Source organism: Limimaricola cinnabarinus LL-001 (assembly GCF_000466965.1).
GTDB lineage: Bacteria > Pseudomonadota > Alphaproteobacteria > Rhodobacterales > Rhodobacteraceae > Limimaricola > Limimaricola cinnabarinus.
Window position 1 is genome coordinate 1 of record NZ_BATB01000030.1, and the last position, 26,410, is coordinate 26,410.

Consider the following 26,410-nt stretch of genomic DNA (forward strand, 5'->3'; position numbering starts at 1 on the left):
CGAGCCGGGCGGTGTCCTCGGTGCGCTGGCCTTGGGCGTGCTCGGCCTCCGACAAGATCTCGCCCGCCTCGCGTGCCACCGCCTCGATCTGCGCCAGCCGCACCTCGTGCCCCTGCCCGGCTTGCGCCAGCTCCGCCGCTTCGACCTCGAGCGCGCGCATCGTCTCGCCCGCGTCGCGGTCGAGCACGCTTTCGCGTTCCATGTCGCGGTCGAGCTGTTCGATCCGTGCGCCCAAGGCCCGGATCGCCCCCCGCGCCCGCTTTTCCTGATCAAGCAGCCGGTCGCGCTCGGCCTCGTGGCGGTTCAGCACGGCAGAGGCGATGGTCGCCTCCTCGCGCAGGGGCGGCAACGCGGCTTCGGCGGCGGCGCGCGTCTCGACCGCGCGGGCGGCGAGCCCGTCGGCCCGGGCGGCGGCCTGCGCCATCTCGCGCAGCTCTTCCTCGGCGGCGCGGCGCATCGTCTCGGCGGCGTTCCAGCGCAGCCACAGCAGCAGCCCCTCGGCCGTGCGCAGGGAGGCCCCGATCTCGCGGTAGCGCGCCGCGTCCGGGCCTGACGCGCCAGCGTCGCCAGCTGCGCCGCCTGGCTCTCGACCACGTCGTCGACGCGGGACAGGTTCGCTTCGGCCCCCCGCAGTTTCAGCTCGGCCTCGTGGCGGCGCTGGTAGAGACCCGAGATGCCCGCCGCCTCTTCGAGGATACGACGCCGCGCGGTGGGCTTGGCATTGATCAGCTCGGAGATCTGGCCCTGCCGCACGAGGGCGGGCGATTGCGAACCGGTCGAGGCGTCGGCGAAGAGCATCTGCACATCACGCGCGCGGACCTCGCGGCCGTTGAGGCGGTAGGCCGAACCGAGGTCGCGGGTGATGCGGCGCCCGATCTCCAGCGTGTCGGCATCGTTGAAAGCGGCGGGCGCCAGACGCTCGGCGTTGTCGATCGACAGCATGACCTCGGCGTGGTTGCGCGCGGGACGGGTCGCGGCCCCGGCGAAGATCACGTCCTCCATGCCGCCGCCGCGCATCGCGGTGGGGCGGTTCTCGCCCATCACCCAGCGCAGCGCCTCCAAGAGGTTCGACTTGCCGCAGCCATTCGGGCCGACCACGCCGGTGAGCCCGTCCTCGATCACCAGATCGGTCGGGTCGACGAAGCTCTTGAAGCCGTTCAGCCGCAGCCGGGAGAATCGCATGAAAGCTGCCCTCGTTCGCGCTCTTGGTCGCGCGCCTATGCGGGAAAGGGGGGCGCGAAGTCAACGCGCGCGGCCCTTTGCGCGCGGGGTTCCGCCGCGTTTGCTGGGCCGAGCCGTGCCCCGCGCCCCGGCCTTGGCGCTTGACGCGGGGCGGCGGCGCGGCGCAGAAACAAAAGGCAAGGTTCCCCGATGCGGCGCGAAGCGCCCGAGGGGAGGAAATCGGGAATGCGGAAGGGGCCGATCCAGTCAGGAGGCCCCCAGCCGCAGCCGCCCCCGCGACTGTAAGCGGTGAGCGCCCCTCCGGCACCACTGGGAGAGATCCCGGGAAGGTGGAGGGATGCCACGACCCGCGAGCCAGGAGACCGGCCCTGCGTGACGTAACCGATACCCCGTCGGGTGGACGGGACAGGAGAACAGACATGACGACCAAGACCATCGCCGCCTCCGACAGCACGACCGACATCGCCACCATCGCCTTCGCCGCCATTCTCGGCCTCGGCCTGATCTTCGCCGCCGGCTTCAGCCAGGCGGGCGCGATGCACGACGTGGCCCATGATTCGCGCCACGCCACCGGCTTTCCCTGCCACTGATCGCCCGGACATGTTGAAACAGATCGGGGCCAGCGCGTTGTTCGCTGGCCTGGCCGCGGGCGTGCTCGCCGCACTTCTGCAGCTTTGGTTCGTCGTGCCCCTTCTCATGGAAGCCGAGCTTTACGAGACCGGCGCGCGGGCGCATTTCACCGACGGCTATATCGGCTCGGATGCGGGCGCACCGCCCTTGGGCGACGCGATCGGGCGCCATCTGGGCACCATCGCGCTCAACATTGTCGGCTGGATCGGCTTCGGCTTCGTGCTGGCGGCAGGCTTCGCGCTCGCGGCCCGGCGGGGCGTGCGGATCGACGCACGCGCAGGCCTCCTGTGGGGCCTCGCGGGTTTCGCGGCACTGGCGCTCGCCCCCGCCTTCGGGCTGCCGCCCGAGCTGCCCGGCACCATCGCGGCCGAGGTGTCCGAACGGCAGCTCTGGTGGGGCGTGACGGTGGTGGCGACGGCGCTTGGTCTCGCCGTTATGGCGTTCGGGCGCGGACCCGGCTGGCTTGCGGGGGGCGCGGCGCTGATCGCGCTGCCGCATCTGATCGGCGCGCCGCATCTCGACCGCTACTTCGGCACCGCCGCGCCCGAATTGGGCGCGCTCTTCGCCACGCGGGCGCTGGGCGTCTCGGCGGTGGCCTGGGCGCTTCTGGGCCTGCTGGCCGGTGGGATCTGGTCGCGAGAGGCGGCGTGACGCCTCAGCCCGCCGGGATGCGCCCGATCAGGCCGTGCCTGAGCCGTCCCAAGGGTCGCGCATCGGTGATCTCACCGCCCGGCGCTTCGGCGTAGAGGTCCGCGAGCTTACGGATTTCGGCCGCCTGCGTGGCCGGGTCCACCCCCGCAAAGAGATAGGCCGTCTTGCCCGCGCCCCGGATCGACAGGGCCACCGGCGAATGGCAGACATTGAGACAATCGACGAGGCGCACCACGACCCCATCGCTCAGACCCTCGCGCAGCGCCTCGGCCAGAACCGCCCCCTCGGGCGCCTCGCCCGGCGCCGCGCAGGTCGCGCAGATCGTGATGCAGTCCATTTCCACCTCCGGTGCCTTCGCGCCGATCAGTAACGGATGACCCCGATGCCTGCAAAGATCCCCGCCACCGTCGTCACCGGCTTTCTCGGTGCCGGCAAGACCACGCTGATCCGCCACCTCCTGGAGAACGCCAAGGGCAAGCGCATCGCGCTCGTCATCAACGAGTTCGGCGATCTCGGCGTCGATGGCGGCATCCTCAAGGGCTGCGGCATCGAGAACTGCCGCGACGAAGACGTGGTCGAGCTGTCGAATGGCTGCATCTGCTGCACCGTCGCCGACGATTTCATTCCCACCATGGAAAAGCTTCTCGACCGCGACGAGCCGGTCGATCACATCGTGATCGAGACCTCGGGCCTCGCGCTGCCGCAGCCTCTCATTCGCGCCTTCAACTGGCCGGGCATTTCGACCCGCGTGACGGTCGACGGCGTCGTCACCGTGGTCGATGGCAAGGCGGTGGCCGAGGGCCGTTTCGCCCATGACATCGCCGCGATCGACGCCCAGCGTGCCGCCGATGACGGCCTCGACCACGAGACGCCGCTGTCGGAGCTGTTCGAGGACCAGATCGCCGCCGCCGACATGATCGTCGTCAACAAGACCGACCTGCTGGACCCCGCCGAGGCCGAGGCGCTGGTCGCCAGGCTGAAGTCGGAGGCCAGAGGCGGCGTGCAGGTTGCCCGCGCCACGATGGGCGCGCTGCCCGTCGAGGTGCTGCTGGGTCAAGGGGCCGCCGCCGAGGCCGACATGGAAGCGCGCCACGAGGTGCATCATCACCATGACCATGACGATGAGGACGACGATCATCACGACGCGGCGCATCACCACGGCCATGACGAGTTCGAAAGCTTTGTCGTCACCCGCGCGGAGGTGACCGACCCCAAGGCCTTTGCCGCGCAGGTCTCGGAGGTGATCCGCGCCCATGACATCCTGCGGCTCAAGGGCTTCGTCGCGGTGGCGGGCAAACCGATGCGGCTGACGCTTCAGGCGGTGGGCCCGCGCGTCGACACGCATTTCGACCGCCCCTTCGGTGCCGACCCGCGCGAGACACGGCTGGTGGTGATCGGCGAGGCAGGTCTCGACCGTGCGGCGATCGAGGCCGCGCTGGCGGCATGAGCGTCGAGGTGAAGCGGGCGCGCGCAACCGATCCCGGTCCGCGCGCGCTGGTCGAAGCGAGCCAAGCGCTGATGCGCTCGCTTTACCCCCCGGAGGAGAACCACTTCCTGCCGATCGAGGCGCTTGATGCCGCCGATATCCGTTTCTTCGCGGCTTATGACGGTGACATGCCGCTGGGCTGCGGCGCGCTTCACGTGAAACCGGGTTATGGCGAGCTGAAATCGGTCTTCGTGGCCGAAGCCGCGCGGGGACGCGGCGCGGGCGCCCTGCTACTCAACCGGCTGGAACAGGCGGCGCGCGACGAGGCGCTGCCGCTGATCCGGCTGGAGACGGGCGACAGGCTGACCGCCGCCCATCGTCTTTATGCAAGGCACGGTTTCGCCGTGCGGGGCCCGTTCGGCGACTATGTCGAAAACGGGTCGAGCGTCTTCATGGAGAAGCGGCTGTGACCTCAGCCCTTGGGCTCGGGCGCCTTGTCGGCGGTCTTCTTAGCGGCCTCCTTCATGCGCTTGAGCAGTTCGGCCTTGTCGTCGCGCTTGTCATAGGGGGTCTTCTCGGTGCCGCGCTCGTTGTGCTCGCGGTGCTTGGGCGCGTTGCGGCCCTGACGGGGCCCGCCCGACTTGCTGTAATCCATCATCCGCTCCTTTAACTGGGGGGTGCCGTTCCCTGCCCCAACGCAGGGCGCGGCGCAAGCGTTCTCGAAAGGGCCGCCATGCATCTTCTCGCCGCCACGCCGGGCACCGTCTCCGACGGCACCGAGGCCGTCGATCTCGGCCAGACGCCCGGAGATCTCGTCGTCATCTCCGCCGCCGATACCGAACTGGCTGCGCTGAGCGCCGCGCGGGCGCAGATGGACGCCGCACCCGATCTGCGGCTGGCGAGCCTGATGCACCTTCAGCACCCGATGTCGGTCGACCTGCATCTCGACGATTGCGCCACGAAATCACGTCTCGTCGTCGCCCGCGTGCTCGGCGGCGCGGGCTACTGGAAATACGGGTTGGTGCAATACGCCGCGCGGCTGGCCGAGGCGGGCGTGCCCTTTGCCGCCCTGCCCGGCGACGACAAGCCGGACCCTGAGTTGCGCGAGTTGTCGACCGTGGGGGCCGATGATTACGACGCGCTCTGGTCCTACCTCGTCGAGGGCGGGCCGGAGAACGCCGAAAACTTCCTGGCCCATGCGCGCCACATGATCGACGGCAGCGAGCCGCCGCAGGCGGCGCGGCCGCTCTTGCGGGCCGGTCTCTACTGGCCCGGTCTCGGCATCGCCGATCTGCAAGGCATCCGTGACGCATGGGCCGAAGGCGCCCCCGTGGTGCCGGTCGTGTTCTACCGCGCGCTGCTGCAGGGCGCACAGTTGGCGCCGATCGACCGGCTGGTGCGGGCCTTGCTGCGGGCCGGGCTGAACCCGATGCCGGTCTTCGTGGCCTCGCTCAAGGACCCGGTGTCGCGCGATACGCTGATCGGGCTGATGGCCGAGGCCCCGCCTTCGGTGATCCTCAACGCCACCGCTTTCGCGACGGGGGGCGCGGTGGCGGGCGACGCGGCTTCGCCCAACCCTCTGGCCGCCCCGGCGGCCAACGAAGCCCCGGTGTTCCAGATCGTGCTTTCGGCCAGCAGCGAAGAGGTCTGGGAAGAGGGCCTGACGGGCCTTTCGGCGCGCGACATCGCGATGAACGTGGCACTGCCGGAGGTCGACGGCCGCATTCTGAGCCGCGCCATCGGCTTCAAGGGCGAGGCCTTCTTCGACGAGGCGACGCAGTGCCGCGTCGCCACCTACCAGCCCCGCGCCGATCGGATCACCTTCGTGGCCGATCTGGCCGCGCGCTGGGCCCAGCTACGCGCCACGCCCGCCCCCGCGCGCAAGGTGGCGCTGATCCTCGCCAACTACCCCAACAAGGACGGTCGCCTCGCCAACGGCGTCGGCCTCGACACCCCCGCCGCCACGGTCCACGCGTTGCGGCTGATGCAGGGCGCGGGCCACGCCGTCGAGAACATGCCCGAGGACGCACAAGCGCTGATGGAGCGGCTGATGGCCGGCCCGACCAACTGGCTTACCGACCGCGCCGCACGCGAGGGTGGCGAGGTGCTACCACTTCGGGAGTACGAGCGGCATTTCGGCGATCTTCCCTGGGAGGCCAAGCGCCAGATCCTCGACCGCTGGGGTCCGCCGGGCGACGACCCCTTCCTCACAGGTGAGGGCTTCGCCCTGTCGCTGCACCGCTTCGGCAATGCCGTGGTCGGCCTGCAGCCCGCGCGCGGCTATAACATCGACCCGACCGACACCTACCACTCCCCCGACCTCGTGCCGCCGCACCACTACCTCGCCTTTTACTTCTGGCTGCGGCATCATTGGGGCGCGGACGCGCTGGTGCATATGGGCAAGCATGGCAACCTCGAATGGCTGCCGGGCAAGGCGCTTGCCTTGTCCGAGACGTGCTGGCCCGAGATCGCCTTCGGGCCGATGCCCCATTTCTACCCCTTCATCGTCAACGATCCGGGCGAGGGGACCCAAGCCAAGCGCCGGGCGCAGGCGGTGGTGATCGACCATCTGACACCGCCACTCACCCGCGCCGAGAGCTATGGCCCGTTGCGCGATCTCGAGGCGCTGGTGGACGAGTATTACGAGGCGGCGGGCGTCGATCCGCGCCGCATCACCCATCTGCGCCGCGAGATCCTGAGCCTTGCCGAAACCACGGGCCTTGCCTCGGACGCGGGCTTCTCCGGTCAGGCCGACACCGATCTCGCCAAGCTCGACGCTTGGCTGTGCGAGCTGAAGGAGGCGCAGATCCGCGACGGGCTGCACGTCTTCGGCCAATCCCCCGAAGGACGGCAGGAGCGTGACCTTGCTATCGCCCTGGCGCGGGTGCCGCGCGGCGCGGGGGCCGCCTCAATCCTGCGGGCGCTGGCCGACGACTTGTCACTGGGCTTCGACCCTCTCGACTGCGACATGGCGACAAGCTGGACCGGCCCGCGCCCCGACGCACTTTCGGGCGAGGGCAAATGGCGCAGCGCGGGCGACACGGTCGAGCGGTTGGAGGAGCTGTGCCAGCGCCTGCTCGACGGCAAGGCGACGCCCCCCGGCCCTGCCTCGGCCGCCGTTCTGGAAGAGATCGAGACGAAGCTTCGCCCCGCCATCGCCGCCTGCGGCCCGGCCGAAGGCGCGGGCCTGCTGACCGGCCTCGATGGCCGCGCCGTCCTCCCCGGCCCCTCCGGCGCGCCGACGCGCGGGCGGCCCGACGTGCTGCCAACGGGGCGCAACTTCTTTTCCGTCGACGCGCGCGCCGTGCCGACGCCGACCGCTTGGGCGCTGGGCTGGAAATCGGCAAACCTCCTGATCGAAAAGCACCTGCAGGATCACGGCGACTGGCCACGCGCCATGCTGGTCACCGCATGGGGCACCGCCAACATGCGCACTGGCGGCGACGACATCGCGCAGGCGCTGGCACTGATGGGTGTGAAACCGACTTGGGACAGCGCCAACCGCCGCGTCACCGGCTTCGAGGTGCTGCCCGAGGGCGTGTTGGGCCGCCCGCGCGTCGACGTGACCCTGCGCATCTCGGGCTTCTTCCGCGACGCATTCCCGCAACTCGTGGCGCTGGTCGACAGCGCGGCGCGCGCCGTGCAGGCGCTCGACGAGGCCGAGGAGATCAACCCCGCCGCCGCGCGGGTCCGCGCGGGCGAAAGCGCAGCACGGGTCTACGGCTCCAAGCCCGGCGCTTATGGCGCAGGTCTGCAGGCGCTGATCGACGAGCGGATCTGGACCGAACGCGCCGATCTCGGTGCCGCCTATCTCGATTGGGGCGGCTATGCCTATGGCGCGGGACAAGAGGGTGAAGCCGATCGCGACGGCTTTGCGGCACGGCTCGGACAGGTCGAGGCGATCGTCCAGAATCAGGACAACCGCGAGCACGACATCCTCGATTCGGACGATTACTACCAGTTCGAGGGTGGCGCCGCGGCGGCGGTGGCAAGCCTGCAGGGCCGCGACCGGCCAATCTACCACAACGACCACTCGCGCCCCGAACGCCCCATCATCCGCAGCCTCGACGAGGAGATCGCCCGCGTGGTGCGCAGCCGCGTGGTGAACCCCAAATGGATCGATGGCGTGAAGCGCCACGGTTACAAGGGTGCCTTCGAGATCGCCGCCACCGTGGACTATCTCTTTGCGTTCGCGGCGACCACGCGGGCGGTGAAGAACCACCATTTCGACCTCGTCGAGGAGGCGGTTCTGGGCGACGAGGACACGCGCGACTTCATCGCCGAGCATAACCCGCCCGCGCTCAAGGAGATTGCCGAGCGGCTGCAGGAGGCGATCGATCGCGGGCTGTGGCAGCCGCGCTCGAACTCGGCCCGCGCCCGGATCGAGGCGCTCAGGTGAGCGAGTCGCTGGAAGCGCGGCTGCTCGGGATCGTCCAGGCCATGCCGGAACTGATGGCCGCCTTGCGCGCGGCCCGCGCGCTCGACCTGCCCGACTGGTGGATCGTTTCGGGCGCGCTCTACGGCGCGGTGTGGAACGCACTCACCGGACGAGCCGCGTTGCACGGGGTCAAGGATATCGACCTGTTCTATTTCGACCCCGACACGAGCTGGGAGGCCGAGGACCGCGTGATCCGCCGTGCCGCGCCGCTCTTCGCCCCCGCCCCGCCGGTCGAGATCCGCAATCAGGCGCGGGTGCCTTTGTGGTATCGTGACCGCTTCGGGCATGCCTGCCCGGATTACGCCTCCAGCCGCGACGGCATTGATCACTTCGCTTCGCGCACGCATTGTGTCGGCATGCGGCTGCGTCCCGATGACGGCTTCGATATCTATGCGCCTCATGGCCTCGAAGACATCTTCGCGATGCGGATCGTGCCGAACCCGATCCTGCCGAACCGCACCACTCACGAGGCCAAGGCGGCACGGCACAAGACATGCTGGCCCGAACTGACGATCGAGCCGTGGCCGGAAACACCGCAGGCTCGACGCCCCGCGTCTCCCCTTCAAACCGAGAGCCACCCAAGCCGCCCGGAGGCCCCATGATCGTCAATCTCGTCGTCCTGCTCGCCTGCCAGCTGGCGGGCGAGGTCGCAGCAAGGGGTCTCGGTCTGCCCATCCCCGGCCCGGTGATCGGCATGGCGCTGCTCTTCGCCGCGTTCATCCTGCAACCCCGGCTGGCGCAGCGCATCGCCGCCACCACCTCGGCGCTGCTTGCGCATCTGTCGCTGCTGTTCGTGCCGGCAGGCGTCGGCGTGGTCGGCCATCTCGACACGCTGGGCCGCGACGGGGTGGCACTGATGGCCGCGCTGCTTTTGTCGACCGTCGCGGCGATCCTCGCGGGCGTCTACGTGTTCCTCGCCGTCGCGCGTCTCACCGGGGCCTCGGAATGAGCCCGGCCGATCCCGCCGAGATCTGGACCTATCTGCGTCAGGACCCGCTCTTGTGGCTTACCGCGACGCTGGTGGCCTATGCCTTGGGCGATCTGGCCTTTCGCCGGGCGGGCCGCCGACCGTTGGTGAACCCGGTGCTGGTGGCGGTGGCACTGCTGGCTGTCCTCCTGCGCGTCACCGGCACCCCCTATGAGAGCTACTTCGAGGGCGCGCAATTCGTGCATTTCATGCTCGGACCCGCCACCGTGGCGCTGGCCGCGCCGCTCTATGCCAACCTGCGGCTGATCCGCTCGGCCTTTTGGCCGATGCTGGCCGCGCTGGTCGCCGGCTCCGTCACCGCGCTGGTCACGGCGGTCGCCATCGGCGCGGCTTTCGGGCTGAGAGGCGAGACGCTGCTGTCGCTCGCGCCGAAATCGGTGACCGCGCCGGTGGCGCTCGGCGTGTCCGAGACGATCGGCGGCGCGCCGAACCTGACGGCTGTGTTGGTGATCATCACCGGAATCACCGGGGCGATCGTCGCGACGCCGCTTTTGAACCTCATGCGCATCCGCGACTGGCGCGCGCGCGCCTCGCCGTCGGCGTGGCCGCCCATGGCATCGGCACGGCGCGGGCGTTCAGGTCAACGAGACGGCAGGGGCCTTCGCGGGCATCGGCATGGGGCTCAACGCGCTGCTGACGGCGCTGATCGCGCCGCTGCTCGCTCCGTGGCTGGTGGCGCTGCTCGCGGGGTAAGACGGGTTGCGCGCGCGCGCCGTCCGGCGCAGTCTGTCGCCCCGAACGAGGAGGCCATCATGACCGAAGACACAGACCGCCACGCGATGAAGATGGCCAAGAAAAAGGCCGCCCGCGACAAGATCATGGCCACCAAGACCGACGAGAAAGGCTGATCATCGTCCATACCGGCAAGGGCAAGGGCAAGTCCTCGGCCGCCTTCGGCATGATCTTCCGCTGCATCGCGCATGAGATGCAATGCGCCGTGGTGCAGTTCATCAAGGGCGGCATGTCGACCGGCGAACGCGACCTGATCCTCGAGCGGTTCTCGGATGTCTGTCAGTTCCACACCATGGGCGAGGGCTTTACCTGGGAGACGCAGGACCGTACCCGCGACACCGAGATGGCGCAGGCCGCGTGGGAAAAGGCCAAGGAGCTGATCCGCGATCCCGAGAACCGCATGGTGCTGCTCGACGAGATCAACATCGCGCTACGCTACGAGTATCTCGACATCCGCGAGGTCGTGACCTTCCTGCGCGAGGAAAAGCCGCGCATGACCCATGTGGTGCTCACCGGGCGCAACGCGCATGATGACCTGATCGAGGCGGCGGATCTCGTGACCGAGATGGAGCTGGTCAAGCACCCGTTCCGATCCGGCATCAAGGCACAGATCGGCGTCGAGTTCTAGCGTCCGGCTTCTAACGCCCAGCAGGGCGGCTCTCGATCAGCCGCTTCAGCTCGGCCACCACCCGGTCCTCGCTCACCGGCTTGGACAGCACCTGGGCGTCGGGGAACTCCTGCTTGAGCTCCTCGCCATCGACATTGCCGGTGACGAACAGCAGCGGCACGCCCAAGCTTGCGAGATCGCGCGCGAGCGGCAGGCTCGATTCCGAGCCGAGCCGCACGTCAAGCACGGCGGCGTCGGGCCGGGTCGAGACCGCCTCCCGCGCTTCGGCAAGACGGGTATAGGGTCCCTCGACCAGCGCGCCCTGCTCGCCCAGCGCCATTTCCAGCGAGATCGCGATCAGGAACTCGTCCTCGACCACCATCACCCGGCGCCCCTCGAGCCGCGCCTCGCCGCGCGTGGCACGCTCGCTCTCGGCGGCGTCGTGGCCCACCGGCATCTCGATGGTGCAGACCACCCCCGCCTCGGCGTAGTCCATGCGCACCTCGCCCTCGTCGGCGCGCAGGATCGAACGCAGCAGTGTCGAGCCGAAGCCCATGCGCTCGGGCGGAGCGACCCGAGGCCCGCCACTCTCGCGCCAGACGACACGCGCGCGACCCGGCGCGAGCCGGTTCACCTCGATCAACACCCGGCCCGCATCGTTGCTCAGCGCGCCGTACTTGATTGCATTCGTGGTCAGCTCGTAGAGCGCCAGCGACAGGCTCTCGGATATCTTGGGCAGCAAGGTGGCCCCGGTGGCGCCACTGACCACGATGCGGCCCGGCTCGGGCTGAAAGGGGGAGAGGGCGCTGTCGATCACGTCGGAGACCCTGAGCGCGCCCTCGGAGAGCTGCACGGTGAGGGCATGGCTGCGCGACAGCGCTTCCATCCGGCCCAGCAGGCTGTGCTCCAGCTCGGCCACCGTGTCGGCGCGGCGGGCCGACATGCGCACCATGCCCTGCAGCACCGAGAGCATGTTGCGGGTCCGGTGGTTCAGCTCCGAGGTCACGAGGCGCAGGCGCTCCTCGGCCTCCTTGCGGTCGGTGATGTCGAGGACATGGCCAATGAGCCGCTCATGACCGGTCTGCGGGTCTTGCAGATGGCGGCCATGCGCCGAGATCCAGCACAACTTGCCGTCAGCGCGCAGGATGCGGCAGTCGAAGGACCAGCTCTGCTTGGCCGCGAGTGCGGCCCCATAGGCCGCGTCGACACGAGGCCGATCCTCCTCGACCACATGGGCGAGGAAATCGTCATAGCTCCACGACTCTCTCGGCGTGTCGTAACCGAAGATCTGGTCATGGCGCAGGCTGCGCCAAGCTTCGCCGGTGGCAGCATCCAGATCCCAGACACCGATCTCCCCCACGGCCAGAACGAGCCTGAGGTGATCCACGCCGTGCTCGAGTTCCGTCAGGTCTTCCATTTACGTATCCGTAGCCGCATGCCTCCGCAGCTATATCTTCCCCCCCGACGTTTGAACCGCAAGGCCGGGATCGCGCGACCTGAGTACGTCAACGTACCGAGCTTCAACCCAGAACCTGCCCGGTCGACAGCGCCGCGGGATCGACGCGAAGCTCGATCACCGCGACCCGACCGCTTTCGCGCGCCCGCGCGAAGGCTGCCGCGAAGCCGCCCCCCTCCTCGACCACCTCGCCATGACCGCCATAGGCGCGCGCCAGCGCGGCAAAGTCGGGATTGGCCAGCGCCGTGCCGGAAACCCGGCCCGGATAGTGCTTCTCCTGATGCATGCGGATCGTGCCATAGCGGCCATTGTTGACGACGATCACGATCGGCGTGGCCCCATGCTGGGCCGCGGTCGACATTTCGTTGAGGGTCATCTGGAAACAGCCATCCCCGGCGAGGCAGACCACCATCCGGCCCGGATGCGCGAGCGAGGCCGAGATTGCTGCCGGAAAACCGTAACCCATCGAACCCGAGGTCGGTGCAAGCTGGCTGCGATAGCCCTTGAAGCAGAAGTAGCGATGCAGCCAGCCCGCGTAATTGCCGGCCCCGTTGGTCAGAATCGCGTCCTCCGGCAGGTTCTCAGAGAGCCAGCCGATCACCTGCTCCAGCTTGACCGCGCCGGGCGTCTCCTTAGGCGCAAGCCAGCCTTCGTAATCATCGCGCGCCGCACGGGTCCAACCAGACCAGTCGGCGCCGCAGGGGGCGAGATCGGCCAGCGCCGCGAGCATCGCGGGGGCTTCGCTCACCACCGCCATCCCGGGTCGCCAGACCCGGCCGATCTCGTCCGCGTCGCCATGCACATGGATCAGCAAAGCGTCATGGCCGGCAGGGTCGAGAAGCGTGTAGCCCTGCGTCTCGATATCGCCCAGCCGCGAGCCGATCACCAAAAGCGCGTCGGCGGCGCGCACCCGCTCGGCGAGCTTGGGGTTCACGCCGACATTGAGGTCGCCCGCATAGTTCGGATGCCGGTTGTCGATGTAATCCTGCCGCCGGAACCCCGCCGCCACCGGCAGGCCCTGTGCCTCGGCAAAGCGGGCGAGATCGGCGGCGGCCCGCGTCGACCAGTGCGGCCCGCCCACCACCACCAGCGGACGCTCGGCTTGGCCCAGCCGCTCCATGATCCGCGCCGCGGCCTGCGACAGATCGGGCAGGAGCCGTTCAGGCGCGGGCGCGAGATCCCGCGCCTCTGCCAACCCCGACAGCACGTCCTCGGGGAGCGCCAGAACCACTGGGCCGGGGCGGCCCGACATCGCCACCTCGAAGGCGCGGCCGACATATTCGGGGATGCGCGCGGTGTCGTCGATCTCGGCCACCCATTTGGCGAGGGGGCCGAACATGGCGCGGTAATCCACCTCCTGAAACGCTTCGCGGTCACGGTCGCCGCGCGCGATCTGCCCTACGAAGAGCACCATCGGCGTGCTGTCCTGCCGCGCCACATGCACGCCCGCGGAGGCATTGGTGGCCCCCGGCCCGCGTGTGACGAAGGCGACGCCGGGCCGCCCCGTGAGCTTGCCCTGCGCCTCGGCCATCATCGCGGCCCCGCCCTCGTGGCGGCAGACCACGTTGGCGATATCGCTGTCATGCAGCCCGTCGAGCACCGCGAGAAAGCTTTCGCCCGGCACCGAGAACACCCGCTCGACCCCGAGCCGGGCCAGCTGGTCCACCAATATCCGTCCGCCGTGCCGCATGGTTTTCCTCCGTCCCTGCCGAGGCCGGAGCATGGCCGGAGCGCGACCGCCCCGCAAGCGGCCTAAAGGCTGACCTCGGGGCGGAACCCCTCGGGGATACGGTCGCGCGCCTCCAGCACCAGATCGGCCATCACCTCGCCGACCAATGGCGCGAGGCCAAAGCCGATCTTGAAACCGCCATTGGCGATGAAGGCGTTGTCGCGGAACGGATGCGCCCCGAGCATCGGCGCGCGGCTACGCGCGCGCGGCCGCACCCCGGCCCAGCGCTCGACCACTTCGGCCCCCTTGAGCGCGGGACAAAGCCCGCGCGCCTGTTCGATCAGCGCGTCGAGCTGCGCGTCGGTGGCGCTGCTGTCGTCATAGTCGCGCTCCGAGGTCGAGCCGATTCCCACCGTGCCATCGGCATGCGGCACCGCGTGCAGCCCGTCGGCGAAAAGCTGCGGCGCGTCGCGCGCATCGAAGCCGCGCGGACGCAGCAATGCCGCCTGCCCTTTCACGCCCGTTCCCGCCATCCGGCCCGCCATGGCCGAGATCTCCTCGAGTCCCGCAACGCCGGTGGCCCAGATCACCGGGCCCTGCGGCAGCCCCTCCTTCACGATCCTTCCCCCGAGCGTCTCCAGCGCCCGCGCCAGAGCCCGCGTGGCGAGGCGCGGGTGCAGCCGCGCGGTCAGCGTGTCATGGACAAGCATTCCGCCCGGGCCCGCGGGGGACCAGTCGCCGCCTTCGGCCTCGATCACGTGCCACGCGGCCCGCCCCTGCCACAGCGCCGCCGCGCCTTCGGCCCGCGCCTCGGCCCGCGTCACCGCCGCCGCGTCGAGGAGCGGTTGCAGACGTCCGGTGCGGGCATAGCCCGGATCTTCGCCCGACAGCCGCGCGATATCGGCCCAGAACGCCTCGGCCATCAAGAGCGCCTCGAGCTGGAACGCCTTCTTCTCGTTCCACTGCTCGGGCACATGCGGGGCCAGAGCGCCGACGATGCCCCCCGAGGCCCCGGCCGCGGGCCCATGCGGGTCGATCACGGCCACATGCGCGCCGCGCCGGGCGCAGGCCACGGCGACCGAAAGGCCCCAGACCCCCGCCCCCATCACCGTCAGATCCACGCTTGCCATCGCCTCGCCCCCTCGCCATCACGAAGGCGCAACCTAAGGCAGGCTCCCATGAACGACCAGCAGGCGGACATCGACTGGCGGGACGACCGCGTGCCGGTTTCGACCCGGTTCGACGATCCCTATTTCTCGATCCATGACGGGCTGGCCGAAACGCGCCATGTCTTTCTGGCGGGCAACGGTTTGCCGGACCGGTTCGGTGCGAAGTTCCGGATCATGGAGACAGGTTTCGGCCCCGGGCTCAATTTCCTCACCGCGTGGCAGGCATGGGAGGCGGCGGGCGGGCGCGGCACGCTGCGCTTCACCAGCTTCGAGGCCTACCCTATGTCGCCCGACGACACGGCCCGCGCGCTTTCGGCCTTTCACGAGTTGGGGGGCCATGCTGGCCGGCTGGTCGCGGCGTTGCAGAGCGGCCCCGGCCCGCATGTCTTCGATGGCGCGGTGACGCTGGAGATCGTGCTCGGCGACGCGCGTGAGACGCTGCCCATGCATCGAGACCTCGCCGACGCGTGGTTCCTCGACGGTTTCGCCCCCGCGAAGAACCCCGAATTGTGGGGCGATACGCTGATGGCGCAGGTGGCGGCGCACATGGCCCCGGGCGGCACGCTGGCGAGCTATACCGCGGCGGGCCATGTACGCCGCGCGCTGGCGGCGGCGGGGCTGAAGGTCACGCGCGCGCCGGGATACGGGCGCAAGCGCCACATGACCGTGGCGCGGAGACCCGGCTGATGCGCAACGACAACCGGCTCGGCGTCCTGCTGATGGTGATCACCACCTTCGTCTTCGCCATGCAGGACGGCATCTCGCGCTATCTGGCGGAAACCTACAGCGTCCTCATGGTGGTGATGATCCGCTACTGGTTCTTCGCCGCCTTCGTCGTCGCCATCGCGCGGCGGCAGAAAGGGTCGATCCGCGCCGCCGCACGCACCTCGCAGCCTCTGCTGCAAGGGGTCCGGGGCCTGCTACTGGCGGGCGAGATCTGTGTCATGGTGGTCGGCTTCGTGCATCTCGGCCTCGTCGAGAGCCATGCGATCTTCGCGGTTTATCCGCTGCTCATCGCCGCCCTGTCGGGCCCGGTGCTGGGCGAAAGCGTCGGCTGGCGGCGCTGGGTCGCCATCGGCATCGGCTTTACGGGGGTTCTGGTGATCCTGCGCCCCGGCATCGGCGTGTTTGCGCCCGCGGCGCTGTTTCCGTTGATGGCGGCGGTGATGTTCGCGCTCTACGGGCTGCTGACGCGCTATGCCGCACGGCGCGATTCGGCCGCCACCAGCTTCTTCTGGACCGGCGTCAGCGGCGCCGTGCTGATGACGGTGATCGGCCTGCCGAACTGGGAGCCGCTGATCGGCTGGGACTGGGCCGTGATGGCGCTCTTATGCGTCACCGGCGCGGGCGGGCATTTCCTGCTGATCAAGACCTATGAGGTGGCCGAGGCCGGGGCGGTGCAGCCCTTCGCCTATCTGCAGCTGGTTTTTGCGGCAAGCCTCGGGATCGCGGTTTTCGGCGAGAGCCTCGCGCCCAACGTGGCGCTGGGGGCTGTGATCGTGGTGGGCGCGGGCGTCTTCACGCTGATCCGCACCCACCGCAGATCGGGTTAGGTCACTCGACCGGGCGCTGCGGCGGCCGCATGCCGCCGATCGACATCGGCGCGAGGATCGACAGCGACATCGACGAAGCGCGCCCCTGTGGCGAGACCTCGACTGCGGGCGGCACCGGCGCGGGGGCGGCCTCGGCCACGACCGGAGCCGAACCGACCCGCGCCTGCGGGCGCACGAAGGGCGGCTTGCCGTTGAGGATGTCCGAGAAGTTCACCGGCCCGGTCTCACCGGTGAGCCGCGCACGGTAGACCGGGATCGATTCGCTCACCCGCATCACGTAGTTGCGGGTCTCGGTGAAGGGGATGTGCTCGATCCAGTCGACCACGTCGGCCTGCCCGATCCGCGGATCGCCGCGCTCGGCCATCCATGTGCGCGGTCGCGACGCCCCGGCGTTGTAGCCGGCCGAGATCATCACCGGGCTCTGGCCGAAGGTCTCTTCGAGATAGGCGAGGTAGCGCGAACCGAGCTTGGCGTTGTAGCGCCAGTCCGAGGTCAGCTTGGCGCGCGAATAGGGCAGCCCGAGCCAGCCCGAGACCTCCTCGGCGGTGGCGGGCATCAGCTGCATCAGGCCGAGTGCGCCTACCGGGCTGCCGACGCCGATGTTGAACTCGCTCTCGCGGCGGGCGATCGACATCGCAAGCTCCGGCGCGACCGGCAGGTCGGTCTCGGCCAGCGCGTGCAGCGGGAAATAGATCTCGGGGATCACGATCTGCCGGTAGGCCGCGGCCTTGCCCAGTGTCAGCGCCAGATGCGTCTCGTCGCGCTCCATCAGCATGCGGCCGAGCTGCGCGATGCCCTCGCGGTCGAGGCTGCGGCCCAGCTCCACCACGAAGCGAAGCGCGTCGCCGTACTGGCCCGCATCGAGCAGATAGGCCACCGCTTGGGTGCGGTCATCCTTCAGGAAGTCGCCCTGCCGCCAGTCGGCCACCGGCTCGTGGCCGGTAAGCGCCGGGTCGAGCGACAGCCCCAGCTTCTCGGCGGCGAGAAGCCCGTAAAAGGCGGTCTGGTGCAGCGCCGCGCGGGCATAGTCGAGTGCTGCGGTGTCATAGGCGCCCGACGCCTCACGCGCCCGGCCCTGCCAGTATCCGGCACGAGCGAGCGAGATCGGGCTCTCGACGTCGCTTTCAAGGTGCTGGAAATGCTCCAACGCCTTTTGCGGCTGATCGAGATAGGTCAGCGCGATGTAGCCCGAGAGCCATTCGAGATCGGCGTAGAACGTGCCTTCGGTCAGGAAATGCCGGCTGGCCAGCGCATAGGCGCGCTGGGGCTCGCCATTGCGCATGAGCCAGCGCGACAGCGTCGCGCGCCACGAGGCCCAGCGGAATGGATCGCCCAGCGCCTTTTCCGAGCCGGTGTGGCGCTCGATGATCTCCAGCGCCTCGGTGTAGTCGCCCTTGTCGGCAAAGCGGTTGAACCGGGCGTTGGCAATGCCGGGATCGTCGCGCAGCCGCTCGGGCACCCGGCCCAGCGCCGCCGCGGCGCCCCGGTCGCGAATGAGGGCGACGCGGGCCTCGGCGACGCGGCGGTCGGCGTCCGAAAGCGTATCGAACAGCCGCTCCGCATCGGTGATGCGCCAGCGCCAGAGCATCGCGTCGATGCGGCCTGCGTGATGCGGTGCGAGGATGTCGCCGAAGGCGTCGACCATCGCGGCATGGCCGGTGCCGTCGAGGCCCAGCGTCAGCCACGATTCGACCAGCATCTCGCGCGCGGCGTCGATCCTGCCTTGCGCCATCAGCGCCTCGGCCAGACGCACCGCGCCCTCGCCGGTCTCGGGGCTGCCGTCACCGAACCAGGCGATGACCTGTTCGGGCGAGAGGCCCTTGGGCATGTCGCGCTCTCCCTCGGCGCGCAGCTGGTCGAGGCGCGGCCAGTCGGGATGGCCCGCGACGAAGGAGACGTACTCCTCCCAAGCCCCCTGCCCGGCCAGCAGCTTTTCCCATGTGACGAGATCGAGCGCCACTTCGCCCAAGGGGGCCGCAAGCGCCGTCGCGCGGTCCCAGTCCTTGCGATCGGCCGCGCCGAGCGCGTCCTCGATGCCGGCGATTGCCGGCATGGCCGGGGCGCACAACGCCAGGACGGTGGCGAGGGCGGTGGAAAATCGGGTGGGTTTCGTCATGCTTGGCTGCTCCGGGATTCCGTGACTCTCGGCATGGGACGCCACCCTAGGTATACGCGGCCGAGGCGCAACTCACAAACTTGGCAAGCGGTGGAAACCCGTCTAGGGTCCGCCCGATTTTACCCCCGGACTCAGGACGCCTCACATGTTCAAGGGATCGCTCCCGGCCCTCGTCACCCCCTTCGCAGATGGCCAGGTGGACCTCGAGACGCTGAAGAAACTGGTCGAATGGCACATCGCCGAGGGCAGCGACGGCCTCGTCCCGGTGGGGACCACCGGCGAAAGCCCGACCCTCACCCATGAAGAGCACGACCTCGTCGTCGAGACGGTGGTGAAGACGGCGGCCGGGCGAATCCCCGTGATCGCGGGGGCCGGTTCGAACAACACGGTCGAAACCGTGCGCCTCGTCGAGGCCGCCAAGGCGGCGGGGGCCGATGCGGCCCTCGTGGTGACGCCTTATTACAACAAGCCGACGCAGCGTGGCCTCGTGGCGCATTTCATGGCCGCCGCCGAATGCGGCCTGCCGATCGTGATCTACAACATTCCCGGCCGCTCGGTCGTGGACATGAGCCCGCAGACCATGGGCGAACTGGCTAAGCACCCGATGATCGTCGGCGTCAAGGACGCGACCGGCGATCTCAGCCGCGTGCCCAAGCAGCGCATGCATTGCGGCGCCGATTTCCAGCAGCTCTCGGGCGAGGACGCCACGGCGCTGGGCTTCAACGCCCATGGCGGCAAGGGCTGCATCTCGGTCACCGCCAACGTCGTGCCCCGGCTTTGCGCCGAGTTCCAGCAGGCCACGCTCGACGGGCGCTACGACATCGCGCTCGATCTTCTGGACCGGCTGATGCCGCTGCACGAGGCGATCTTCCTCGAGCCGGGCGTTGCGGGCGCGAAATACGCGATGTCGGTGCTCGGCCTGTGCCGCGACGAGGTGCGCTCACCGCTCACCACGCCGCTCGAAGGCACCCGGCTCGCGATCAAGGACGCGCTGCGCCATGCCGGGATGATCGGGCACTGACCGTTCGCCCCCCGCGCGGGGGGCGAAAGCGACGCTTCGTGGCATTTGGAAAAGGTGATTGGGGGCGGCGCGCTGGACTTGGGCGTGCCGCATCCCTAGATCGGGCGCATGGCCAAGAAAGATCAGAACAAGAACTACAAGGTGATCGCCGAGAACCGGCGGGCGCGCTACGACTATGCCATCGAGGACGATCTCGAATGCGGGATCATTCTGATGGGGTCGGAGGTGAAGAGCCTGCGCACCGGTCAGTCCAACATCGCCGAGAGCTACGCCTCGGTCGAGGGGGGCGAGCTGTGGCTCACCAACGCCTATATCGCGCCCTATGACGCGGGCCGCACCTTCGGCCACGAGGAACGGCGCCGCCGCAAGCTTCTGGTCAAGCAAAAGGAGCTGGTGCGTCTGTGGAACGCTACCCAGCGCGAGGGCATGACCATCGTGCCGCTGGTGATGTATTTCAACGACCGCGGTCTGGTGAAGCTCAAGATCGCCACCGGCAAGGGCAAGAAGAACCACGACAAACGCGCCACCGAGGCCAAGCGCGACTGGGGCCGTCAGAAGCAGCGGCTGCTGCGCGCGGGCATCTAGGCGGCTTGCACAAGCCGCATCACGGGTCTACTCCTCCGCGCGACGGAACCGACCCGAGGTCACGCATGCCTGAGTTCGCCGACGATCCCTGCACGCTCGTCTCCACCCGCTGGCTGGCCGAGCGTCTCAAGGATCCCGACCTGCGGATTCTCGATGCCTCGTGGTACCTTCCCGACACCGGGCGCGACGGGCGCGCCGAATACGAGGCCGCGCATATCCCCGGCGCCGCTTCTTCGACATCGACGACATTTCCGATCACCGCAGCGGCCTGCCCCACATGGCGCCGCCGCCGGAAAAATTCGTCTCGCGGCTGCGGGCCATGGGCGTGGGCGACGGGCACCGGATCGTGATCTATGATGGCGCGGGGCTGTTCTCGGCTGCCCGCGTGCGCTGGCTGTTCAGGCTGATGGGCAAGGAGGAGGTCGCGGTTCTCGACGGCGGCCTGCCCAAATGGCGCGCCGAGGGGCGGCCCCTGACCGCCGAGGCCACGCCGCTGCGCGACCGGCACCTCACCGTGACCCCGCGCCGCGACATGGCGGTGGACGCCACCGAGGTGGCCCGCGCCGTGAAGCTCGGCACCCATGCGATCGTCGATGCCCGCGCCAGCGTCCGCTTCGAGGGCGGCGCGCCCGAGCCGCGCGCCGGGCTGCGCTCGGGGCATGTCCCCGGATCGCGCAACCTGTTCTTTCGCGACCTGCTGCGCCCCGACGGCACGATGCGGGACGAGGCGGGCATCCGCGCCGCCTTCGCAGGCGCAGGCGTCGATCTGGACCGTCCCGTGATCACCACCTGCGGCTCGGGCGTGACGGCGGCGGTGCTGTCGCTTGCGCTCGAACGCATCGGCAAGACCGACCACCAGCTCTATGATGGCTCCTGGTCCGAATGGGGCATGTTCCCCGACCTGCCGGTGGAAACCGGCCCCGCCAAAGACAACCTCGAAGGATAGACATGTTCGAGCATCTGACCGACCAGCCGGCCGACAAGATCCTGGCGCTGATGAGCGCCTACAAGGCCGATCCGCGCGACACCAAGATCGACCTCGGCGTCGGCGTCTACAAGGACGCGAACGGCCGCACCCCCATCATGCGCGCGGTCAAGGCCGCCGAGAGGCGGCTGCTCGAGACCGAGGACACCAAGAGCTACACCGCGCTCGCCGGTGATCCGGCCTTCGCCGACGCGATGATCGATCTGGTGCTGGCCGACACGCTGCCGCGCGACCGCATCGCCGCCGTCGCCACACCCGGCGGCACCGGCGCGGTGCGCCAAGCCTTCGAGATGATCGGCATGGCCGCGCCCGAGGCGACGATCTGGGTATCGGACCCGACCTGGCCGAACCACCTGTCGATCCTCAAGCATCTCGACGCGAAGACCCGCAGCTACCGCTATTTCGACAGCGAGACCCGTTCGGTCGACATGGCCGGGATGATGGCCGACCTCGCCGAGGCGCAGCCCGGCGACGTGGTACTTCTGCATGGCTGCTGTCACAACCCGACCGGCGCCAACCCCACCCCCGAGGAGTGGGACGAGATCGCCGCCACGCTCAAGGCGCGTCACCTCGTGCCGATGGTCGACCTCGCCTATCAAGGCTTCGGCGACGGTCTCGACGCCGACGCGGCGGCCACCCGGCTGATCGCGGGCGCGCTCGACGAGGTGATCATCGCCGCGAGCTGCTCGAAGAACTTCGGCATCTACCGCGAGCGCACCGGCATCCTCATGGCGATCGGCCGCGACGTGCCACAGACTCGCACGCTGCAGAGCACGCTGGCCTATCTGAACCGGCAGAACTACTCCTTCCCGCCCGACCACGGCGCGCGCGTCGTCTCGACCATCCTCACCGACGCGGAACTGCGCGCCGACTGGCAGGCCGAGCTGGAGGAGGTCCGCACCGGGATGCTGCGCCTGCGCGAGGCGCTCGCGGCCGAGCTCAAGCGGCTGTCGAACTCGGATCGCTTCGATTTCATTGCCCAACATCGCGGCATGTTCTCGCGCCTCGGCGCCTCGCCCGAACAGGTGGCCAAGCTGCGCGACGACAACGGCATCTACATGGTCGGCGACAGCCGCATGAACATCGCCGGTCTCAATGATCGCACCATCCCGATCCTCGCGCAGGCGATCGTCGACGCGGGCGTCTGACCCCCTCCCGATCCCGAGCTTGCGAACGCCGCCCCTCCCTAGGGGGCGGCGTTTTGCGTTCCGGCTCGCCGAACAGCCGATTCGAGCCTGAATCGCACGCTTGTCACGATTGCGCGAAACTTTTGCTCGGCTCTGTTGGTTCTGCCAGCGAAACGGGCCTGACGCACCGCGTCACGCAGCCCGTGACAGCAAACCAAGGAGGTCGACATGGCCAGCACTGGCGAGACGATGGACCAGAAGGCAAAACGGGCTGCCGAAGACGCCAAGAGCGGCGCGGCCGAATTCGCCGAAACCGCCCGGGAACGGGCCCGGGAAATGGCCGATGAGGCTAAGACACGCGCCTACGAGTATGGTCGCGATTACAAGGACGATGCCGCGAACGAGACCTCGAAGATCGCGAACGCCCTGCGCAAGGCGGCGGACGATCTGCATGACGGCTCGCCCCAAGAGCGGGTCTTTGCCAAGCTCGCCGACACTGTGGCCGACACCGCCGACGGCATGCGGGACATGGAACTCGACGAGATGGCCTATGCCGTCAACGATTTCGCCCGCCGCAATTCGGCCGCCTTCCTCGGCGGTGCCGCGCTGCTCGGCTTTGTCGCGGCGCGCTTCATGAAGGCTTCGGCCCGTCATGATGACAAGCGGACGGGTGGCTATGGCCAAGGCGCCTATGGTCAGGCCGGTCGCACGTCCCCCGACGTGACGCCGAACGATTACGACGACGAAGACCGCATGTCGCGCCCCGTGCCGACGTCCTCCCCCACGAGCAGCGCGGCCCCGCGTCCGGCTCCGACGACCACGACGCAGCCCACCTCGCGCCCTGCCACCACCGGCGCGACCACCGGCACCAGCACGGCGGCGGGCTCCACCGGTTCGATGGGCTCGGCCGGCACTACCAGCTCGACGAGTTCGACCGGCACCGCAGGCTCGACCAGCTCGATGGGTTCGACCGGCTCCAGCTCTTCGGTCGGCGGCATCGACAAGCCCGATGAAAAGCCCGAAATCCCCGGCGCACCGCAGCCCGGCACAACGGGAGCCGTGAAAAAATGACCTATACTGATCCGCATCATGACCCCGCCCCCGGGACCACGACCCGGGTCGAGAGCAAGAGCACGAGTTCGCTGCTGTCCGAGGCGCTCAACCATGTGAGCGGCCTCGTGCGCAAGGAGGTCGACCTCGCCCGCGCAGAAATGTCGCGCGCGGTGAGCCGCGCCGGGATGGGCATCGGCCTCATCGTCGCCGCGGTGATCCTGAGCCTTACCGCGCTCAACGTGCTCGCAACCGCCTTCGTCGCATGGCTCGCGGAAACCGGCATTGGGCCGGGCCTGTCCGCCCTCATCGTCGGTCTGGTGATCCTCGTGATTGCCGCGATCCTCGTGAAGGTCGGCCTCAACCGCGTCAAAGCCGTGACAAACGCACCAAAGCGCAGCGCCGAAAGCATCCGCAAGGACGCCGCTGCCGTCAAAGGAGCTATCAATGACTGACCAGACCCGTTCCCCCGAAGAGATCGAACGCGAGATCGCGACCGAGCGCTCGGAACTGCAACGCACGATCGACGACCTGCAGGAACGCCTGTCATTCGACGGGATCATGCGTTCGGTCACCGACAGCGTGAGCGACAACGCCTCCGATATCGGTCGCACCATCTCGGACACCGTGCAGCGCAACCCCGTGCCGATCGCGCTGGTGGGCGCGGGCCTTGCATGGCTCGCCGTCTCCAACGCCCGGAGCGGCCAGGATGACGAGCGTTATGCCGGTGAGGTCGATTACCGCGGCCAGCGCGACTATGCCCGCTCGGGCCGTCTTGGCGCCGATCCCTACCTGTCGCGCAAATACGGCACTGACAAGATGGACGAGCCGCGCGGCCCGGTCGCCACACCCGAGGATCACGGCGATTCGCCGTGGAACGAGACCCGCAGCCGCGGCGGTGCCCTGCGTGACCGCATGAGCGGTGCCATGGGTGGTGCCAAGGGCAAGTTCAGCGAGTATCGCGACCGTGCCCGCACCCGCGGCGCTGCCGCCGGGGCCTCCGCCCGCAGCCTGCGCGACCGTATTTCCGACGGCACGCATGGCATGTCCGACGAGGCCAAGAAGCGCGTGATCTCCGCTCGCACCCGCGCCTACGAGGCGCAGGTCAAAGCCGAGTTCTACGCTCGCAAGGGTCGTGACAGCGCCGCCGGCCTCTATGAGCAGCAGCCGCTTCTGGGCGGCCTGCTGGCAATGGCAGCCGGTGCCGCCGTCGCCGCGATGCTGCCGCGCACCCAGCGCGAGGACGAAGCGTTCGGTGCCTATCGCGATGACCTGATGGACGAGGCACGGCACGTCTACGAGGAGGAGCGTACGCGTCTGACCGACGTCGCCCGTGCCACCGCCGAAGATGCCCGCGAGCAGGCCCAAGGCCTTGCCCGTGCCGTGCAGGACGACCTCAAGGACGCCGCGACCGACGTGCAGGGCCGGGCCCGCGAGGCCGCCGAGCACGTGGCCGACACCGCGAAGTCCGAGGCCCAGAAGAAGGACCTCGGGGCCACCGCGCAGGACGAGGCCGACAAGGCCAAGCAGAAGGCCGGCGGTCACTGATCGCAGGCTCTCCTGCCAAAACGAAAAGGCGCCCCTCGGGGCGCCTTTTCTTGTTTCATGCCCCGGACGCCGTGGCGTCCGGGGCTGTCACCCTTGCTGGGGGAGGTCAGCTCGGGGTGAAGTCGGGATAGGCTTCCATGCCCAGCTCGGCCATGTCGAGGCCGGTAATTTCGGCTTCCTCATCGACCCGGATGCCCATGACCGCCTTGAGCACCAGCCAGACCACGAAGCTCACCACGAAGGTGAAGAGGCCGACGATGACGATCGGGACGATCTGGCCCGCAAGGGTCGCGTCGGGGTTGGTGAACAGCACCGCGATGGTGCCCCAGATGCCGCAGAACAGGTGCACCGGGATCGCGCCGACCACGTCGTCGATCTTCATCCGGTCGAGCATCGGCACCGCGAAGACCACGATCACGCCGCCGATCATGCCGATCAGGGTCGCTCCGCCCAAGGTCGGGGTCAGCGGCTCGGCGGTGATCGAGACGAGGCCCGCCAGAGCACCGTTGAGCACCATGGTCAGATCGGGCTTCTTGTAGAGAATCTGCGTCAGGATCAGTGCGCCGATCGCGCCACCGGCCGCAGCGGCGTTTGTGTTGGCGAAGATCCGACCGATATCGGCCACGTCGCCCACGGTGCCCATGGCAAGCTGCGAGGCGCCATTGAAGCCGAACCAACCCATCCACAGGATGAAAGTGCCCAAGGTGGCCAGCGTCAGGTTGGAGCCCGGCATCGGATGGTGCGGCCATCCTTGTATTTGCCGATCCGGCTGCCCAGCACCAGCGCGCCTGCCAGTGCGGCCCAGCCGCCGACCGAATGCACCACCGTCGAGCCGGCGAAGTCGAGAAAGCCCCACTGGCTGTCGAGGAAGCCGCCGCCCCATTTCCAGCTCGCCTGGATCGGGTAGATCAAGCCGGTCAGCAGGATGGTGAAGATCAAGAAGGGCCAGAGCTTGATCCGCTCGGCCAGAGCGCCCGAGACGATCGAGGCGGTGGTCGCAGCGAACATCAGCTGGAAGAAGAAATCGCCCGAGGTCGAGGCATAGCCGTAATCATCCGCCCCGTCCCGGCCGATGCCGACCGCTTCGAGCACGGCAACGCCGAAGGCGCCGAGATAGCCGCCCGTTTCGTCCGAGCCCATCGACCAGTTGCCCAGCGGGTACATCAGGTTGTAGCCGATCAGGTAGTACATGATCGCGGCAAAGGAGAAGAGCGCCACGTTCTTCATGCACTGCATGGCGACGTTCTTGGAACGCACGAGGCCCGCCTCGAGCATCGCGAAGCCCGCCGCCATCCAGAACACGAGAAAGCCGCCGATCAGGAACAGCAGCGAGTTGAAGATAAAGGCGGTGTCGGTCGCCGCGGCGATGCCCGCCTCGATCGCAGCGAGCTCGGCGGCCTCGGTCGCCTCCTGTGCGAAGGCCGGTCCGGCCATCAGGCAGGCGAGCGGCAGCAGCCCGCGAAACGGGGTTTTCCAG

The 26,410-nt window shown here is 68.9% G+C and carries 21 protein-coding genes, 5 pseudogenes and 1 riboswitch; of the genes and pseudogenes, 18 read left to right on the forward strand and 8 right to left on the reverse strand.

The genetic code is table 11. From position 1 onward, the window contains the following. Nucleotides 1-1,182 (reverse strand): annotated as a pseudogene (locus MBELCI_RS10960) (AAA family ATPase); the annotation flags it as partial. A 162-nt stretch (nucleotides 1,183-1,344) separates the two neighbouring features. Further along, nucleotides 1,345-1,567: riboswitch (cobalamin riboswitch) on the forward strand. Between the two features lie 34 nt (nucleotides 1,568-1,601). Between MBELCI_RS10960 and MBELCI_RS10965 the strand changes: the two are divergent. Both MBELCI_RS10965 and MBELCI_RS10970 read left to right on the forward strand, forming a co-directional pair. Then, nucleotides 1,602-1,772, forward strand: a complete 171-nt coding sequence (locus MBELCI_RS10965; RefSeq protein ID WP_021694268.1) for a CbtB domain-containing protein — start codon at nucleotides 1,602-1,604, stop codon at nucleotides 1,770-1,772. Nucleotides 1,773-1,782: 10 nt separating this feature from the next. Further along, nucleotides 1,783-2,463 carry a CbtA family protein gene (locus tag MBELCI_RS10970; RefSeq protein ID WP_021694269.1) on the forward strand — a complete coding sequence of 227 codons (681 nt, stop codon included), beginning with the start codon at nucleotides 1,783-1,785 and terminating at the stop codon, nucleotides 2,461-2,463. A 4-nt stretch (nucleotides 2,464-2,467) separates the two neighbouring features. Here MBELCI_RS10970 and MBELCI_RS10975 read toward each other — a convergent pair whose 3' ends face one another. Further along, entirely contained in the window at nucleotides 2,468-2,800 is a 333-nt protein-coding gene (locus MBELCI_RS10975; protein WP_021694270.1) for a DUF1636 family protein, read from the reverse strand. 45 nt (nucleotides 2,801-2,845) lie between these two features. Between MBELCI_RS10975 and cobW the strand changes: the two genes are divergently transcribed. Further along, nucleotides 2,846-3,910 (forward strand): cobalamin biosynthesis protein CobW, encoded by a 1,065-nt coding sequence (gene cobW / locus MBELCI_RS10980; protein WP_021694271.1) that lies wholly within the window; start codon nucleotides 2,846-2,848, stop codon nucleotides 3,908-3,910. Then, a complete protein-coding gene (locus MBELCI_RS10985; protein ID WP_021694272.1) occupies nucleotides 3,907-4,359 on the forward strand; it encodes a GNAT family N-acetyltransferase in 453 nt (150 codons plus the stop codon). The genes cobW and MBELCI_RS10985 overlap by 4 nt, the downstream gene beginning before the upstream one ends. 2 nt (nucleotides 4,360-4,361) lie before the next feature. On the opposite strand, the gene MBELCI_RS10990 is transcribed toward MBELCI_RS10985, so the two are convergent. After that, on the reverse strand, nucleotides 4,362-4,544 hold the full coding sequence (locus tag MBELCI_RS10990; RefSeq protein ID WP_045320032.1) for a hypothetical protein: 183 nt from the start codon (nucleotides 4,542-4,544) through the stop codon (nucleotides 4,362-4,364). 78 nt (nucleotides 4,545-4,622) lie between these two features. Between MBELCI_RS10990 and cobN the strand changes: the two genes are divergently transcribed. The 5 genes and pseudogenes from cobN (at nucleotide 4,623) to cobO (ending at nucleotide 10,675) form a co-directional block, all read left to right on the forward strand. Beyond that, on the forward strand, nucleotides 4,623-8,288 hold the full coding sequence (cobN, locus tag MBELCI_RS10995) for a cobaltochelatase subunit CobN (RefSeq protein ID WP_021694274.1): 3,666 nt from the start codon (nucleotides 4,623-4,625) through the stop codon (nucleotides 8,286-8,288). Then, nucleotides 8,285-8,929: a nucleotidyltransferase family protein gene (locus MBELCI_RS11000; RefSeq protein WP_021694275.1), complete on the forward strand. Its 645-nt coding sequence runs from the start codon at nucleotides 8,285-8,287 to the stop codon at nucleotides 8,927-8,929. Before cobN ends, MBELCI_RS11000 begins: the two co-directional genes overlap by 4 nt. After that, nucleotides 8,926-9,276, forward strand: coding sequence for a CidA/LrgA family protein (locus MBELCI_RS11005; RefSeq protein ID WP_021694276.1), 351 nt, complete (start codon nucleotides 8,926-8,928; stop codon nucleotides 9,274-9,276). Before MBELCI_RS11000 ends, MBELCI_RS11005 begins: the two co-directional genes overlap by 4 nt. After that, nucleotides 9,273-10,008: pseudogene (locus tag MBELCI_RS11010) on the forward strand (LrgB family protein). The gene MBELCI_RS11005 and the pseudogene MBELCI_RS11010 overlap by 4 nt, the downstream one beginning before the upstream one ends. Before the next feature lie 59 nt (nucleotides 10,009-10,067). Further along, nucleotides 10,068-10,675, forward strand: a pseudogene (gene cobO / locus MBELCI_RS11015) (cob(I)yrinic acid a,c-diamide adenosyltransferase). A 10-nt stretch (nucleotides 10,676-10,685) separates the two neighbouring features. On the opposite strand, the gene MBELCI_RS11020 reads toward cobO, so the two are convergent. The 3 genes from MBELCI_RS11020 to MBELCI_RS11030 form a co-directional block, all read right to left on the reverse strand. After that, the gene (locus MBELCI_RS11020; RefSeq protein ID WP_021694279.1) at nucleotides 10,686-12,071 is read right to left on the reverse strand and encodes an HWE histidine kinase domain-containing protein; all 1,386 of its coding nucleotides are present in this window, start codon (nucleotides 12,069-12,071) and stop codon (nucleotides 10,686-10,688) included. Between the two features lie 103 nt (nucleotides 12,072-12,174). Beyond that, nucleotides 12,175-13,800, reverse strand: a complete 1,626-nt coding sequence (locus tag MBELCI_RS11025; protein ID WP_021694280.1) for a thiamine pyrophosphate-binding protein — start codon at nucleotides 13,798-13,800, stop codon at nucleotides 12,175-12,177. 62 nt (nucleotides 13,801-13,862) lie between these two features. After that, nucleotides 13,863-14,909 (reverse strand): NAD(P)/FAD-dependent oxidoreductase, encoded by a 1,047-nt coding sequence (locus MBELCI_RS11030; protein WP_045320033.1) that lies wholly within the window; start codon nucleotides 14,907-14,909, stop codon nucleotides 13,863-13,865. Between the two features lie 48 nt (nucleotides 14,910-14,957). Here MBELCI_RS11030 and mnmC2 point away from each other — a divergent pair, with 48 nt between their 5' ends. Further along, the gene (gene mnmC2, locus MBELCI_RS11035) at nucleotides 14,958-15,635 is read left to right on the forward strand and encodes a tRNA (5-methylaminomethyl-2-thiouridine)(34)-methyltransferase MnmC2 (RefSeq protein WP_021694282.1); all 678 of its coding nucleotides are present in this window, start codon (nucleotides 14,958-14,960) and stop codon (nucleotides 15,633-15,635) included. Further along, a complete protein-coding gene (locus MBELCI_RS11040; RefSeq protein WP_021694283.1) occupies nucleotides 15,635-16,501 on the forward strand; it encodes a DMT family transporter in 867 nt (288 codons plus the stop codon). The genes mnmC2 and MBELCI_RS11040 overlap by 1 nt, the downstream gene beginning before the upstream one ends. 1 nt (nucleotide 16,502) lies before the next feature. Here MBELCI_RS11040 and MBELCI_RS11045 read toward each other — a convergent pair whose 3' ends face one another. Then, nucleotides 16,503-18,617, reverse strand: coding sequence for a lytic transglycosylase domain-containing protein (locus tag MBELCI_RS11045; protein WP_021694284.1), 2,115 nt, complete (start codon nucleotides 18,615-18,617; stop codon nucleotides 16,503-16,505). A 145-nt stretch (nucleotides 18,618-18,762) separates the two neighbouring features. Here MBELCI_RS11045 and dapA point away from each other — a divergent pair, with 145 nt between their 5' ends. The 7 genes and pseudogenes from dapA to MBELCI_RS11080 all read left to right on the forward strand — a co-directional run bounded on the left by dapA (nucleotide 18,763) and on the right by MBELCI_RS11080 (nucleotide 24,933). Further along, nucleotides 18,763-19,638 carry a 4-hydroxy-tetrahydrodipicolinate synthase gene (dapA, locus tag MBELCI_RS11050; RefSeq protein ID WP_021694285.1) on the forward strand — a complete coding sequence of 292 codons (876 nt, stop codon included), beginning with the start codon at nucleotides 18,763-18,765 and terminating at the stop codon, nucleotides 19,636-19,638. 108 nt (nucleotides 19,639-19,746) lie between these two features. Then, complete coding sequence (gene smpB, locus MBELCI_RS11055) at nucleotides 19,747-20,223, forward strand: SsrA-binding protein SmpB (RefSeq protein WP_021694286.1); 477 nt, start codon at nucleotides 19,747-19,749, stop codon at nucleotides 20,221-20,223. A 65-nt stretch (nucleotides 20,224-20,288) separates the two neighbouring features. Continuing rightward, nucleotides 20,289-21,169: pseudogene (gene sseA, locus MBELCI_RS11060) on the forward strand (3-mercaptopyruvate sulfurtransferase). 2 nt (nucleotides 21,170-21,171) lie between these two features. Continuing rightward, entirely contained in the window at nucleotides 21,172-22,356 is a 1,185-nt protein-coding gene (locus tag MBELCI_RS11065; protein WP_021694288.1) for an amino acid aminotransferase, read from the forward strand. 207 nt (nucleotides 22,357-22,563) lie between these two features. After that, the gene (locus MBELCI_RS19325; protein WP_021694289.1) at nucleotides 22,564-23,406 is read left to right on the forward strand and encodes a hypothetical protein; all 843 of its coding nucleotides are present in this window, start codon (nucleotides 22,564-22,566) and stop codon (nucleotides 23,404-23,406) included. Beyond that, nucleotides 23,403-23,840: a phage holin family protein gene (locus tag MBELCI_RS11075; RefSeq protein ID WP_021694290.1), complete on the forward strand. Its 438-nt coding sequence runs from the start codon at nucleotides 23,403-23,405 to the stop codon at nucleotides 23,838-23,840. The genes MBELCI_RS19325 and MBELCI_RS11075 overlap by 4 nt, the downstream gene beginning before the upstream one ends. Further along, nucleotides 23,833-24,933 carry a DUF3618 domain-containing protein gene (locus MBELCI_RS11080; protein WP_021694291.1) on the forward strand — a complete coding sequence of 367 codons (1,101 nt, stop codon included), beginning with the start codon at nucleotides 23,833-23,835 and terminating at the stop codon, nucleotides 24,931-24,933. The genes MBELCI_RS11075 and MBELCI_RS11080 overlap by 8 nt, the downstream gene beginning before the upstream one ends. A gap of 106 nt (nucleotides 24,934-25,039) precedes the next feature. On the opposite strand, the pseudogene MBELCI_RS11085 reads toward MBELCI_RS11080, so the two are convergent. Further along, nucleotides 25,040-26,367, reverse strand: a pseudogene (locus MBELCI_RS11085) (ammonium transporter). Nucleotides 26,368-26,410: the final 43 nt, after the last annotated feature.